This window comes from Bradyrhizobium sp. LA2.1 (assembly GCF_040547725.1).
In the GTDB taxonomy this organism is placed as follows: domain Bacteria; phylum Pseudomonadota; class Alphaproteobacteria; order Rhizobiales; family Xanthobacteraceae; genus Bradyrhizobium; species Bradyrhizobium barranii.
The window spans coordinates 355,898-370,017 of record NZ_JBEPQI010000001.1 but is presented as its reverse complement, the minus strand read 5'-3'; the positions used below and the strand labels follow the sequence as shown (position 1 = coordinate 370,017).

Here is a 14,120-nt window from a genome sequence, read left to right as displayed (position 1 = left end):
TCTGGGGAGTTCCTCGCGATCACCGGGGCGGTCGAGAGGCGGGGTACCATTCCGCGCACGGCGGAATGTTGAAATGCGGGCGTCTTGACGCTCGATCGCATGCAATTTTTCAACCGTTTACCGCCGCCCGGCGAAGGGCGGCCCGGATATGCACATGCACGCTTCGGCAAAACAGTCTGCGCTCGCGGATGTCTTCCGTCGGATACGTCCCGGCCTGCTCGCGGCGGGTGGACTATCCATCTTCATCAATCTGCTGGTGTTCGTGTCGCCGATCTACACCATGCAGATCTACGATCGGGTGCTCACGAGCCGAAACGGGATGACGCTGCTACTGCTCTCGCTCATCGCGCTCGTGCTCTTCATCAGCTACGCGACGCTCGAGCATTTTCGCAGCCGGGTTCTCGTGCAAACTGGATTGCGCTTCGACCGGTTCGTCTCGGGCGAGACGTTCGAGACCGCGCTCGGACAGGCGCTGAGCACGAGCAGCTCGCATCACGTCCAGCTGCTGCGCGATGTCGACACCTTGCGCGAGGTGCTGTCGGGGGGCGTCATCACGTCGCTGATGGATGTGCCGTGGACGCCGATCTTCCTCGCGATGTGTTTCCTGCTCCATCCGCTGATCGGCCTGGTCGCCCTGATCGGCGCGATCATCATCCTGACGCTCGCCTTCCTCAACGAGCGGGTTACGAAGGCGCCGCTGAATGCGGCCGCATCGAAGAACCTTCACGCACTGGACCGGTTGACGTCCTCGCTGCGCAACGCAGAAGCGATCCGCGCGCTTGGAATGGGACCCGCGGTCCGCGCCGCCTGGGCGGTAACTCATGGTCAGGCGTTGCTGGAAAGCGCTACGGCCGGAGAGCGGGGCGGGACCTTGCTCGCCATCTCCAAATTCCTGCGCATGGCGATTCAGGTGGCCATCATGGGAGTAGGCGCGTATCTCGCGATCCAGCAGGAGATTTCGGGGGGCGTTCTGTTCGCGGCTTCGCTGATCATGGGACGCGCGCTCGCGCCCGTCGAGGCTGCGGTGTCGCAATGGAAGGCGCTGGTTGCCGCGCGCACATCATATGCCCGGCTGGATCGCGCGCTTGCGAACCGCGCGACTGAGCGACAGCCGACGCGGCTGCCGCCCCTGGTCGGCGAAATCTCCGTCGAGGCCGCGACGGTGCTCGTCCCCGGCTCGCAACTGCCGGCCATCGCCGACGTCACGTTCCGGCTGGCCCCTGGCGAAGTCGTCGCCGTGGTCGGCCAGTCCGGCTCCGGAAAATCGTCGTTGGCGCGGGCCCTGGTCGGCGCCTGGCCGCTGGTGCACGGCTGCGTTCGCATCGACGGCAACGACGTCAGGCATTTCGATGCCAATTTCCTTGGACAGAACCTCGGCTACCTTCCGCAGGACGTCGAACTGTTCGCCGGTACCGTGCGTGACAACATTGCACGTTTCCGCGACGACGCCTCCGACGAGGCGGTCGTCGAGGCAGCGCAGCTGGCGTCGGCGCACATGATGATCCAGCGTCTTCCCAAGGGCTACGACACCGTCATCGGGGATAATGGCGCAGGTCTTTCGGGCGGTCAGCGGCAGCGCATCGGGCTCGCGCGCGCACTGTTCGGCAAGCCGGTGCTGGTGGTGCTCGACGAGCCGAACGCAAATCTCGATGGCGACGGCGATCGCGCGCTCGCCGATGCGATCCAGCGGCTGAGGCAGAGCAAGGTGACCATCGTGATCATCAATCACCGCCCGAACCTGCTCGCTGCGGTCGACAAGATCGTGTTCATGCACGAGGGACGGCTTGGGCAAATCGGCACGCGCGAGGAAATGCTGCCTGCACTGCTCGGCAAGACGGTTGCGCCGATGCGGCGCGACGTGCGCGAGCCCGCCGAACATCATCGCGCCGATCGTCATCACCATGCTGACGGCAACCATCGAACCGATGGCGCTCACCGTCCGGCACAGCTTTCAAATCAAGTGCGTCAGGCGCACGCGACGAGGCAATAATGGATAATCTATTGCGGCGGGGACCGGACGCTCTTCACGACGAACTGGCGGAGCTTTTGAAGCAGTTCAACAAAGCAGATAAAGTGGCGCAGGAGCCGCTACCTCCGAGCAAACTCCTTGCGAAGACGGAGACCATGACAAGGTCGCTGGTCGATCTTGCCAAGCTGGTAGATCTTGCCAAGCTGGTCGATCTTGCCAAGGCGAAACTGCCGACCTTGTGGCCCCGGGGGGCAATGGGCAACGATGAGGATCCGTCGGGCGATTGGCAGACACCCGCGCGGCGAGGCTTCCTGGTCGTCTTCCTGACCTTCGGCGTATTTGGCGGCTGGACCGCCCTCGCATCGATCGACGGTGCCGTGGTGGCCCCCGGCTCCGTCGTTGTCGAGAGCGACCGTAAGGTGGTGCAGCATCTCGAGGGTGGCATCGTCCAGAACCTGTTGGTCACAGGCGATTCTCATGTCGCGGAAGGTCAGGTCCTGTTGCGGCTCGATCCGACCCAGGAGCGGGCCAAGGAAGAGATCGCACGCTCGGCGGTGTACTCGGCGGTTGCCGAGGAGGCGCGCCTGCAGGCGGAATCCGAAGGCAAGGACAGCATCACGTTTCCGACCGAGCTGCTCCAGAAGACGTCCGATCCGAACGCGATACGCGCAATGGGTGATCAGAAGCGGCGCTTCGATGAACGTCGCGCTGCACGAAAGATCGAGATCTCGATCCTCGAGGAACGTATCGCGCAGGCACAGCGGCAGATCCAGGGGAATACCGCGCAAAACAAGGGGGCGCGCGCGCAGTTCGACAGTGTCAGTCAGGAATACACCAAGCTCAAGCCGCTCGTTGATCAGGGCATCGTACCGTTCGCACGCGTCGCCACGCTGGAGCGCTCCAGAGCCGAACTCGAGGGCAAGATCGGCGCATTTGAAGCGGATATCGCTCGCTATGGCCGCATCATCGACGAGTCGCGGCTCCAGATCGATCAGGTCGGGCAGAAGGTGCTGGAGGAAGCGACCGGCAAGCTCGCCGATACGCGCGCCCAGCTTGCCGATGCGCGAGAGAAGCTGCGCGTCGCGGTCGATGTCCTGGCCCGGATGGAAGTGCGCGCACCGCGATCGGGGCGGCTCGTGAACCTCAAGGTTCACACGATCGGTGCCGTGATCAAGGCGGGCGACGTGCTGATGGAGATCGTGCCGGACAACGATGTTCTCGTGGTGGCCGCAAGGGTGTCGGCGCTTGATATCAACCACGTCCAGCTCGGCCTTCCGACGGAGGTGCGGCTTCCCTCGTTCAAGGCGCGCTCCACCCCGATCGCTGTCGGCGAGGTTCTTTCGATCTCGGCCGACGCCACGCGCGACGATGTCACCCATCAGCCCTATTACGAGGTGAAAGTCTCGGTCCAGGTGACGCAATTCCCCGACAAAGTCCGCGAGAAGCTCAAGCCGGGCATGATGGCCGACGTCCTGATCGCAACCGGAGAACGCACAATTCTTGCTTATCTGACCCAGCCGATCACGGACGCGATCCGGCGCGGGATGCGGGAGAGCTGAGAACGTGTAGGCTGTCGCTGGCCGGCCCGTGCAAGGGCCGCTGGGTTCAGGGTGCTACGCTGCAATGCCAACGATCATTGTGGAGGAAGTGCTCGAACCCGGCTATCCCTTCGCGTACGCCATGACGACGCGACCGGCGCCCGCGTCGTCCAAGACCACGCTGACATTCTCGTAAGCGTCGTTGCGTTCGAGCAGGGTTGCCACCTGTCGATCCTGGTCGCGGCCCACCTCGAACAACAAAAGTCCTCCCGGCCGCAAGTAGCGAGGTGCGTCTTTTGTAACGCGCATATGGATGCTCAGTCCGTAGGGCCCGGCGGCGAATGCCTCGCGCGGCTCGTTCATGAGTAGAGAGGCGCGATCGCCTTTGAGCCGGGATTCCGAGATATAGGGTGGGTTGCAGACGATCATATCGATGGTTTGCTCGAGTTGCAGGCCTGCGAGAGCTTCGAACAGATCGCCCTGGAGCACGGTGATGCGGGTCTCGGCGCCCTGGCTCGCGGCATTGCGTCGCGCGAGCTCGACACATCCGTCAGTCAGATCGCTCGCCCAGACGCGAGCGTCGGGAAAATTGAGCGCGATCGCGCATGCAAGATTGCCGGCGCCGCAGCACATGTCGACGATCCGCGGCGAGGGGAGGTTTGCTCGGCGCAGTGCTTCAACAGCGGTCCTGCCAAGCAACTCCGTCTCCGGCCGGGGCACCAGCGCGCCGGGAGCAACCTGCAGTTCGATTCCCATGAATTGGGTACGTCCTCGCTCGTAAGCCTCGGTTACATTGATCGTCTCGCTCATCGCATTCACACCTCTCGCGTGACGTCTTCCTGCCAATCGTTTAGCCCGACTTGCCGTTATTCAGCTGGGTGGCCAGGTGCAGACCTTTGCAAATCGCCGGCGAACGGCGTCCAGACCTGCCAGTTCAAATGTTTCCTCGTAGGGCGCAGCCGTTCCAGCATACACTTTGGTCAGAAGCCGGCCCACCCCTGGCATGGAGTTGATGAAGCGAGCGGCGTCACCCGGAAAGGCGAGACTTCGACCGCCATCAGTAACCCTCCAGCGCTGATCGACGGGCGGTTGATCATTGATCTGGAATACGACCCTCATGTCGGTGCCCGGAGTTTTGGTCCAGGAACTCGCCGCGGAGAGCAACACCTCGGTCCGATTGGCGCGACAATGAATGGCGAGCGACGAGGGCCCATCCTTCGCGCCGGCTCGTGCGGTGGTCCGGGCGGCGATCTGCGGCTTGTGGTCCACCGGTGATGTCGTTTCGCTCAAGATCCAGTTCGGACTTGGCGGCGGAGCTTGGAAGGACTGCTCAGGTGCTTCCCCAATCTGCTCGTCGACGCAAGTCATGTGCTCCATTCCCTGAAACTGCGTACATGCCCTCGAACGATCTGGCGTGTCGCCGGCTTGCGTGCAGCTTAGATGACCGGTACCCACGAGCAAGACGGCCGCAAGGGTACCGGTTCGCTTCATCGCGATAGTCCGACTGTCGCGCTGGGCGAGCGATCGAGCCATTCCTGCGCCGGACCAAACCGGGCAAGAGTGGGGACGCTGGCGCGGAGATTCACGTCCTTCCATTTTGTATCGAAGCCAGCGGATTGCAGCCGGTCGAGCCGTCCGAACAGGTGGTCAACAAAGCGCACCATGCGCCGATAGCGATCGGTCTGCGGCTGCCAGTTGTAGGCCGCAAGAATCGTCGGGACGGCAATGGTCGCGACCCGCTTGTCCGCCGGCACGAGGTTTGGATAGTCCTTTGAATCGAGGGACGACGGAAGATAATAGTCTTCAAATCTGGGGTCGTATTCGATCGGCAGGAACTTGAAGCCATCATCCCAACGTCCTTTCAAGAAGGCGTCGACCGGCTTTGATGTGATGAAGACGACCGCTGCGATTTCGCCGCTCTTCATCTGCTGCAATGCGACCTGGTGGGGAATGAACATTTTTTCGACGTTCAGTCCCAGCCGACTGAAGATCAGCGGACCAGAATATGCGGCTGCCGTACCCTGGGTGTTGAAATTGACCTTCTTTCCCTTGAGGTCGTCGAGCGACTTGATCTCGGGACGCACGAAGACGTGCAGCTCGGCCGGGAAGAGGTTGAGAACATAGACGATGCGCTTTTCGATCGACGGAACCTGCGCCTTGTACTCGTCAAGGGCATCCATGTTGATGATCGCGGCATCAACGCCCTTGAGATAGAGTAGCGAATTGACGTTCTCGGTCGCACCGGTCGTCACGATCGGAATGACGTGAAGCTTGTCCTCCTCGTTGGCGACGCGTGCGATCTCTGCGGCGAGCCGAAGCGGTGCGCCCTCGATAAGTCCTCCGGCGAGTCCCACCGTCCATGCATTGATACGTTCCTTTGCGGCCGTATCGGCATTCCGCGGCGCGGTCGGCGCCGGCGGGTCGCGCGGCGAGCGAGATTGGGCATTGGCAGCAAGCTGCAGGCCGACCAGCGCCAATGCGACCGTGAACGCGAGCTTACTCAATGACATGGGGCCTCTCCATTCTCTGGTCTGGCTTCCGAGGCTCGCTCCAGCAGCTATTTGAGCCCCTTGATCCGTCCTTCTGCATCTCGAATGCCGCCGGCCTGGGCTCGTTCATACAGCTCGCGCGCCTTCGCGGAATCGCCGGCGACGCCGCGAGCGTCCCAAGATTGCAGTACGTGAGGATCGTAAGTTTCGGCCAGCATAAAGGCCGCTTGCGCGCTGCCATGTCCAAGCACGTATTCCAGCAAGCCGCGGGCACCGTTGATGTCGGACTGCCGCAACAATGCGCTGGCGCGCGCGAGCAGTCGCTCCTCGTTCGCAAGCGGGCGCGGTACTCCGCTCGCGGCGGCCTGTCGCTCCACCGAAGCCATGGCCTTGGAGTCGGCACCGGGCAGGGCAGCCCCCTTTGTGATCTGCGCGCTCGGTTGCGTCGGGGCGGAGGCAGATGGCGCGGGCGGAGGCGAAGCGGCGGGCCGGAGGCTGCTCTGGCTCGGTGCGCGGCCGGTGGGCTCACGCGATGGCGCCGCCACAACCGCGGAGGCATTCCATGCGGCCAGATGATCCCGGACGGATGCGAACGTTGGGAGCGTTGCCGCGCCGCTGCCCGGTTGCTCCTTTTCGCGCTTGGCTGCGGTCTTTGCGGCGGCCTCGGCGGTTCGTGCAGCCTCCGACGTTTCAGCCCGCGCCAGGTCGCGTTGATCCTTCAGCGACGCCGCCTCGCGCGCGAGAGCGTCCGCGCGACCGCGCTGCTGTTCGACCTCGCGTTTCAGTGCCAGTTTTTGCTCGGCGTCTGCAGCTCGGGCGGCAGCCAACTCGGAGCTCGCGGTTTGCGCGGTACGGAGTTCAGCCTGAAGGGGCTGCAGCTGGCGGTCCGCGCTTTCAGCTCGGTCGCGCTGCTTCTCGACCTCTCGTTTCAGTGCCAGTTTTTGCTCGGCGTCTGCAGCTCGGGCCGCAGCCAACTCAGAGCTCGCGGTTTTCGCTGTGCGGAGTTCAGTCTGAAGGGGCTGTAGCTGGCGGTCCGCGCTTTCAGCTCTGTCCCGCTGCTTCTCGACCTCTCGTTTCAGTGCCAGTTTTTGCTCGGCGTCTGCAGCTCGGGCCGCAGCCAACTCAGAGCTCGCGGTTTTCGCGGCACGGAGTTCAGCCTGAAGGGGCTGCAGCTGGCGGTCCGCGTTCTCAGCTCTGTCCCGCTGCTTCTCGACCTCTCGTTTCAGTGCCAGTTTTTGCTCGGCGTCCGCAGCTCGGGCCGCACCCAACTCAGAGCTCGCGGTTTGCGCTGCACGGAGTTCAGCCTGAAGGGACTGCAGCTGACGGCCCGCGCTCTCAGCTCTGTCCCGCTGCTTCTCGAGCTCGCGTGTCAGCGCCAGCTTTTGATCGACATCTGCAGCGCCGCCCCTCGCGGTCTCGGAGGCCGCGTTCCGAAGGGGGCCGAGTTCGCTGATCAGGGCTTCTGTCTTGTCCTGCTCCTGCTTTAGTTCGCGCTCGAGAGCCTGCCTTTGTGCGGCCTCCGCCGCGGCAGACTTCGTGGCTTCGGATGCTGCGTTGCGCGAGGCCTCAAGCTCCGAGCGAAGCGAGGCAAGCTGGAGGGCAAAGCGTTTGGCCCCATTCCGTCGGTCGACCGGACGCTCCTGCTTCGGTTCGGGTTCGGGCGCCTGCATAGCCTTTGAAGCCGCAACCCTTGCGACGTCGAGCTCCGCCTTCAGGAAGGAGATCTCACGTGACAGATGATCGGTCTTTTCCCGCTCCTGTTCGAGCGCCTGCGTTTGCTGAATACCAATCTCCATGGCGCGGACAGTGTGCGTCTGGGTCTGCCGCGCCGCGTCGAGCTCCACGCGAGCCGCAGCCAATTCGCGCGCAAGCTTGTTCGCTCGTTGCCGCTCCTGATCCAGCAACAGGTTCTGGTTGAGCCGCTCCGTCTCGGAAGCTGCTTGAGCCGCATTTGACACCGGGGGCGGCGTAGACGTCATGTCCTGCGCAGGGGCATCGGCAGCCGCGCGGGGCTGCTCGGTCGCGGTCCTCGCTCCGCGCGGTCCGGTCGCGGCGGGCCTGCTTCCAGCGGACTGTGTCGCGGCGGGTCGCGCCTCGTCCGCGCGTTGGACGAGCTTCAGCCTTTGTTTAATCCCGTCGATCTGCTCTGGTCCGCGCGTACATCTGCACAGATCGAGCATCGCCGGTGTGATGTAGGAGGCACCCCGGTCGCCATCGCCCTGGGATTTGGCATCGGCAGTTCCAGTCAGAACCGGCAGAAAGCAGGTGATCAGAACCACCATGAGCCGGCCGGCTCTGTCGCATGCGCGCGAGCCGTCAGCGATGTCGAACAATCCGAGTTCGCGGAACGCAAATTGCCGGTGCCTGGGCCGGCGCGTAGCTTTGCTCAGCGCGACGGCTGTTCCTTTCGACAAGTCGAATCCGTGTACCCCCATTGCGACGCCCAACTGCTTGGTAGGGACCATGATGCTTGGTAGCTTGGTAGGGATCATGATGCTTGGTAGCGATCATGGCATGTCGTTTATGACGGCGCTTTCATCGACGCGATGTCGATGTCGCAGTTGCGGTAGCCAAAACGGAGTAGTGCGCCGACAATGGGAATTAAGTAGATCGGGCGGAGCTTTGGCCAAAGCTGCTTGCCCCCACGGTTGCGCTTAAATAGCTTGCGACGTGCACGCTTCGTCACACACGCAGGAAGCACAGTCATGAGCAGATCATTTGCCATTTTTGCCGGCGTGGCGGCTGTCGGACTGGTTCTCATTAGCGGTATCGAAACCCGCGGTTCTGCGCAATCCACCCTCTCCACCAAGAATCCCGGCACTGCCGCCAGGAACGCAAATGCCAAGATGGGTGTTGCGACACCTCGGAAGCAGCCGCCGCATCGACTTGTCATCCATGTCGACGTCAACGATCCGGCCGTCATGAATCTCGCTCTCAACAACGTCAACAACGTCGTTCAGCACTACGGCGACCTCAGTCAAAAAGTCGAAGTCGAAGTCGTCGCATACGGGCCAGGACTTCACATGCTGCGAGACGATACCTCGCCTGTGAAGGGGCGCATCAAAATGATGACCGAAACAACGCCCGAGCTTACGTTCTCGGCCTGCGGAAATACACGAGAGAACATGACCAAGAATGAGGGCAAAGAAGTGCCTCTCATCACGCAAGCGAAGGTCACCAAATCCGGGGTTGTTCGCCTGATGGAGCTTCAGGAGCAGGGCTGGAGCTACCTGCGGCCCTGATGATCGTACTACGCGGCATCCCCAAGCGCGAGACGGCGGGTTCGAGCCAGGTTTGAGCCGAACCCGCGTGATCTCTTCGTGCTGTCCTGTGGTGGGCAGGACCGGCCCCCCAAAAAGCATTGTGTTGTGGATCAGGAGCAGGACGCCCCGATCGCGCGCTCGATGACGGGGCGATTGATCGAGAGGTGGGGCTCGACCACCAGATCAAGATGTCCGCCGGCGATCGGAATCACGTCCAGTTCTTCAAACAGGGAGTCCCATCCGAGGCGCGGCGTCACGCCAGGCCGATGGCAGGCAAAGACAGTTCCCTTGATGGCTAGACGAGGCTTGGCATCCTCGACCCAGCGTCCGAACGCGCGCATCCGGAGAATCTCCTCGAGCTCGAGCTTGAGCATGAAGCGCGTGTTTGCCAGGCGAGGCCATGTAATGGTGTCGATGAGCCTGCAGAATCGAGCCTCCTGGCCCAAGCGAGCGGCGAACTTCGCCACCGAGCGACAGAACATGCGGTAGATCGTCACTCGATGGGATCGAATCCGCTGTAGCGTGCGAGAGAGGGCTTCTCGGTGATTTGCTCTGCGAGGGCCGACATTGGTGTCGAGGATGCCCAGGAATTTGACGGCACGACCTTGTTCGATCAGCCGGCTTGCGACTTCGAAGGCGACGCCGCCGCCCAGGGAATAGCCGATCATTCGGACGTCGCCGCGTGGTTGGGCTGCATTGATCTGCTCGACGGCCATCGCGGCCATCTCCTGCACGGAATCGCGTCCCGCGAGGCTCCAGCTCAGATCTGGATAACGAATCGGAATCACCCGCGCCACCTTGCCGAGCTGAGCGCCAAATGCGGCCATGCTCGGGCCATAGCCCATGGAGCCGGGCAGTATGACAAGACCTGGGAGAATCTGGTCGTTTAGACGCTGCCGCACCGGTGGCTCCACCGTCGCGATAGCCCGGATCATGTCTTCAGCGCTCATATCGACCGTGAACGCTTCCATGCTGACTTCGCGGCCGATGAGGTCTTCGATATCCATGACGCAGCGCAGGAGCTTCAGGGAATCACCGCCGGCCTCATCCCAGCGTCCGGCAGCTTCCGGCACGCCGAGGATGCTGCTCCAGACCTGCTGCACGATCCTGTTGGCCTCGGCCATTCCTTGCATCGTCGGCACGGGCGCGGGCGAGGTCGTTTTGCTCTCGAGATCGAGCAGTTTCAGCTTGGCGTGATCGATCTTACCTCCTGGAAGGCGCGGCATCTCCGGTATCTCGTGCAGCCTGGTCGGATGCAAAGCCGCAGGAACAGTCTGCCGGATGCTGTTGCGAACGTCGGTCCGGAAGTGCGCTTTTGGTGGATCGGCCGGCGATGCAAACAGGACCAGCTCGTTCGCATCCGTCACGACGGCGACAGCGTCCTTCACATAGGTGAGCTTGCGCAACGCACTCTCGAGCTCGGCCGGCTCGACACGCTGGCCATTGATCTTGAGCTGGCGTCCCTTCCGTCCAACGATCCGCATCAGTCCGTGCGTATCCACGGTGACGAGGTCGCCGGTCTGATAGATGCGAGACTTTGGGTCATCCGGGGAGGGCGATGCCGGAGAAAGCCGACCGTCTTCCCAGTATCCGAGCATGACGTACCTGCTCTTGATCACCAGTTCGCCGACTTCACCGTGCGGGACGGGCTTCCCGCTTTCGTCGACCACGGCGTACGATATGCCGGGAAGCAGGTAGCCAACAGGAACGCTGACGCCGTCCTCTCGCCATAGCTTGGGAAGAAACCACTGGGTGCCGGTGGTTTCCGTCGACAGATAGCTGACCTGGATGAAGCAACCGGGTGGTATCGCTCGCCGAACGAGCGCGATATCGGTCCACAGGACCTTCTCCCCGCCGATGCGGATCATGCGAAGCGAGTCGAGATCGCCTGACCGGCTTGCGTTGATCAGTGCACGCACCAGGGCTGGTACAACGTATGTAATCGTGACCTGTTGCGTGGTGATCTGGCGAAGAACGCCGCGCAATCCGAGCGCCTCGACGTCGACGATGTGCAGTCTTGCCCCCGTCAACAAAGCCGACAGCATCTCCCGGCAACCAGCGATCGTGGTGGGGCCGCTCAGAGGCATGAAGACGTCTGCCGCACCTATGTGGCAGGCGTCCACATATTGCTGGACGCGCTGGAGCAGGTTGCGTTGGCTGTTCACGACCCCCTTCGGAGCTCCGGTGCTGCCGGAGGTGTAGAGCACTACGGCAGGCGCATCGACCGAAACCTTGGGGAGTGTTGAAGTTGCTGCGGAAGGGTCGCTGGCGCCGGCGACGTCGAGCCAGCGCAGGCCGTGCTGTTGGATCCACCCGGCGGAGCTGTCGCCGTCTTGCCCGATCAGCACGGAAATCCGGGCGGCCGCGGCGATAGCCGTGAGCCGCTGAACTGGATCGCGGGGATTGAGTGGGACGAGGACTCGTCCGGCCGCCATGCAGGCCAGCATAGCGATCGGCTGCCAGGCCGAGCTGCGCAATAGCCATCCGACGGCTTCCTGCTCCGGGATCAACGCGCTGATCGCCTGGGCCAAGGTCAAGACGCGGGACAACAGCTGCGCGTAGGTGAAGCTATGATTGCCGTCGCTGATTGCGACCCTGTCGGCGAACTTCGCCGTCACCGCAATCAGGTGTTCGATGGCGGGGACGCAGGCAAAGCCGGCTTCCAGGGGATCGAATGATCGATCGACCGGACCGTTCAGATCGAGAGGGACTCCCACGGGGCTCAGCCAGCTCGGCGTCGCTGGAGCTTGCTGAACGGTCGAGGGCAGGTGCGCGTCAAGGGCGTCACATGGATCACCCGACGGATCGCCAGATATCTGAAGCCGCATCACCGTACCCGTCATTTTGCTGTCCCAACGTACTTAATCAGGCCTGGGCACGCATACTTCAAACGAAGGATGCCGGTTTTGCAGCCACCGTCTGGTCGATCGGCTGGCTGCCATATCGAAAGACCCGGGTGATTAACCCAGGCCGCCTGGGGATCATTGCCGTGGTCTCAGGCCAGATGCAGCGTGGTCGGAAACATTGATTGCAGGTTCGATGCTTGTCCACCGTACCGCCGTTGTTTTGAAGCGGCGATAGTAATGCATCAAAGTCGATGTTGATGACGGCTCCAGATCCGAGGGCGCGAGCTCGGACGGTACTCCGTGCGTCAGGACACACCAGAGCTTGACACGAGAATCGAGATCCGACGTCCCGGCAAACCGGGTCAAAGTGCTTCGCACGACGTCGCGGCTCGTACTTCCGGCGCGGACGGCAAGCAGAACGTGATCCGCCCAGGAGGCGAGGAGGCGCACTTCCGGCGCATCATCCAGCGATGGTGCGTTGATGACGACGAGATCGTAGGTGTTCCTGAAGTGCTCGAACAGCGAGGCGACTTTCGGACCCGCCAACGGCCCCAGGCGACTGCCCTCGGACAATCTTGACGATATGTAGTCGAGTCCGAGCTCCGGGATGTGCTGGACGGCCTTGGCGGCCGCTCCGTCGTGCGCCAACAGCTTGAACAGATCTGCAGCCTCACCGCCGACGCGCCGGGGCAATTGAGAGAAATCCAGGAACAGAACGCGCTGTCCGAGTTGCGCCGCACAAAAGCCGAAACTCCAGGCGATCGCGCTCTTGCCTTCACCGTGCAAGCTGGATGTCACCAGGATGACATGCGGCGTCTGTGGCGAGACCGGATCGGCGGCCATGAGGGATACGACGGTCGAGCGAACGGCCCTGTTCTGCGAGACAGCCGATTGCTCTACGAACCGCTGCGGCGAGATGCTCAGCTCCGGCGGGATCGAGGGGATCAACCCGACGCACGGGATGTCCAATGCCTCTGCAGCTTCCGCCTCGGTGTGCAGACTTCGATCGAAGTGCTTCAGGATGATCGCGACGAGACATGCCAGGAGCGCGAAGATAATCGTGATCGGTGGAATAAGGAGGAACGGGTTCAACGAGCTCGGAAAGTCGGGTGGTGAGGCGTCCGCGATGACGGTCACGTCTGGCTCGGCGACCACGCCCTTCGTGGTGAGATCCTGCCGCTTTCGTATCAGTGTTTCATATTGCTGCGCCAGCGTGGTTATTTTCCACTCCAACGCGGCGGCGGCCTGTGCGGCTGCCGGTGATGACGAGATCTGACCTGAGTGACTGGCGTCCCATTCCGCCTTCGCCGTCGAAAGTTCGCGCTGAACATTCGCCGATTGTGCTGCGATGGCGTCCAGAGCCTGGAGCTCCACAGCCCGCTTTTGCCGGACAAGCTCGTCAGCGTAGGATCGGGTGACCAGGTTTGCGACGTCTGCGGCCCGTTGTGGATTGGGGTCGCTGGCAATTACGCTGATAACTCTGGATCGGCGCTCCTGGCTGACCTTCAGGCGCCCTTTCAATGCTGCCACCGCCGCGCCGTCGCTCGGGTCTTTCCGGAAGGAGAGGAACCCCTTTATCTTTGACAAGGCAGTGCGGAGCATCGAACCGTTCTCGTTGGCCGGGTTGTCGAGCATCCTCAGTGCCGGCAGGAGCCGCCGCAGATACGCATCGGATGACATGACCGTTACGTGCGTATCGATCGTCGGGTCGTCCGAACCGCCAGTCGGCGAGGAATTTCCGGATGCACCGGCATTGTCGGCCGCTCCGCTTCGAGCGCTCACGACAAGCTGTGCCGTTGCGAGATAGGTGGGCGACATAAAAATACTACCGAGCACCGCGAGCAGCGCGCCCGCGCCGATCATTTTGACGATGAAGAGCTTGTATCGCCTGATGCTCTCGAAGACATGCTTGAATGCCGCGATGGCGTCATCGGGAGGTGACTCGTCGCCCTTTGACCGGCCCTGGGTCAGGACAGTCACCGGCAGAATCCGTTTATTTGTGAACGCTTCCATCG

9 protein-coding genes are annotated in these 14,120 nt (G+C 62.5%); 3 read left to right on the top strand and 6 right to left on the bottom strand.

The window, feature by feature from the left end; genetic code table 11:
- The first annotated feature begins 148 nt into the window (after positions 1–148).
- Positions 149–1,990 (top strand): type I secretion system permease/ATPase, encoded by a 1,842-nt coding sequence (locus ABIB95_RS01565; protein WP_354237665.1) that lies wholly within the window; start codon positions 149–151, stop codon positions 1,988–1,990.
- A gap of 134 nt (positions 1,991–2,124) precedes the next feature.
- Complete coding sequence (locus ABIB95_RS01560; protein WP_354237664.1) at positions 2,125–3,528, top strand: HlyD family type I secretion periplasmic adaptor subunit; 1,404 nt, start codon at positions 2,125–2,127, stop codon at positions 3,526–3,528.
- A gap of 102 nt (positions 3,529–3,630) precedes the next feature.
- Here the strand turns inward: ABIB95_RS01560 and ABIB95_RS01555 are convergent, their stop codons facing one another.
- From ABIB95_RS01555 to ABIB95_RS01540, 4 genes are all read right to left on the bottom strand, one after another.
- The gene (locus ABIB95_RS01555; protein WP_354237663.1) at positions 3,631–4,317 is read right to left on the bottom strand and encodes a N5-glutamine methyltransferase family protein; all 687 of its coding nucleotides are present in this window, start codon (positions 4,315–4,317) and stop codon (positions 3,631–3,633) included.
- A 60-nt stretch (positions 4,318–4,377) separates the two neighbouring features.
- The gene (locus tag ABIB95_RS01550) at positions 4,378–4,875 is read right to left on the bottom strand and encodes a hypothetical protein (RefSeq protein WP_354237662.1); all 498 of its coding nucleotides are present in this window, start codon (positions 4,873–4,875) and stop codon (positions 4,378–4,380) included.
- Between the two features lie 119 nt (positions 4,876–4,994).
- The gene (locus ABIB95_RS01545; protein WP_063984332.1) at positions 4,995–6,017 is read right to left on the bottom strand and encodes a TAXI family TRAP transporter solute-binding subunit; all 1,023 of its coding nucleotides are present in this window, start codon (positions 6,015–6,017) and stop codon (positions 4,995–4,997) included.
- A 47-nt stretch (positions 6,018–6,064) separates the two neighbouring features.
- The gene (locus ABIB95_RS01540) at positions 6,065–8,329 is read right to left on the bottom strand and encodes a hypothetical protein (protein ID WP_354237661.1); all 2,265 of its coding nucleotides are present in this window, start codon (positions 8,327–8,329) and stop codon (positions 6,065–6,067) included.
- Between the two features lie 372 nt (positions 8,330–8,701).
- Between ABIB95_RS01540 and ABIB95_RS01535 the strand changes: the two genes are divergently transcribed.
- Positions 8,702–9,238: a DsrE family protein gene (locus tag ABIB95_RS01535; RefSeq protein WP_354237660.1), complete on the top strand. Its 537-nt coding sequence runs from the start codon at positions 8,702–8,704 to the stop codon at positions 9,236–9,238.
- A 131-nt stretch (positions 9,239–9,369) separates the two neighbouring features.
- On the opposite strand, the gene ABIB95_RS01530 is transcribed toward ABIB95_RS01535, so the two are convergent.
- Together ABIB95_RS01530 and ABIB95_RS01525 are read right to left on the bottom strand one after the other, a co-directional pair.
- On the bottom strand, positions 9,370–12,102 hold the full coding sequence (locus ABIB95_RS01530) for an AMP-binding protein (protein ID WP_354237659.1): 2,733 nt from the start codon (positions 12,100–12,102) through the stop codon (positions 9,370–9,372).
- 138 nt (positions 12,103–12,240) lie between these two features.
- The gene (locus ABIB95_RS01525) at positions 12,241–14,118 is read right to left on the bottom strand and encodes a GumC domain-containing protein (protein ID WP_354237658.1); all 1,878 of its coding nucleotides are present in this window, start codon (positions 14,116–14,118) and stop codon (positions 12,241–12,243) included.
- Between the last annotated feature and the right edge of the window lie 2 nt (positions 14,119–14,120).

Excerpts from the sequence above, each read along its gene's own strand:
- ABIB95_RS01565 (WP_354237665.1), top strand. The coding sequence starts at position 149 with ATGCACATGCACGCTTCGGCAAAACAGTCTGCGCTCGCGGATGTCTTC.
- ABIB95_RS01560 (WP_354237664.1), top strand. The coding sequence starts at position 2,125 with ATGACAAGGTCGCTGGTCGATCTTGCCAAGCTGGTAGATCTTGCCAAG.
- ABIB95_RS01555 (WP_354237663.1), bottom strand. The coding sequence starts at position 4,317 with ATGAGCGAGACGATCAATGTAACCGAGGCTTACGAGCGAGGACGTACC.
- ABIB95_RS01550 (WP_354237662.1), bottom strand. The coding sequence starts at position 4,875 with ATGACTTGCGTCGACGAGCAGATTGGGGAAGCACCTGAGCAGTCCTTC.
- ABIB95_RS01545 (WP_063984332.1), bottom strand. The coding sequence starts at position 6,017 with ATGTCATTGAGTAAGCTCGCGTTCACGGTCGCATTGGCGCTGGTCGGC.
- ABIB95_RS01535 (WP_354237660.1), top strand. The coding sequence starts at position 8,702 with ATGAGCAGATCATTTGCCATTTTTGCCGGCGTGGCGGCTGTCGGACTG.
- ABIB95_RS01530 (WP_354237659.1), bottom strand. The coding sequence starts at position 12,102 with ATGACGGGTACGGTGATGCGGCTTCAGATATCTGGCGATCCGTCGGGT.
- ABIB95_RS01525 (WP_354237658.1), bottom strand. The coding sequence starts at position 14,118 with ATGGAAGCGTTCACAAATAAACGGATTCTGCCGGTGACTGTCCTGACC.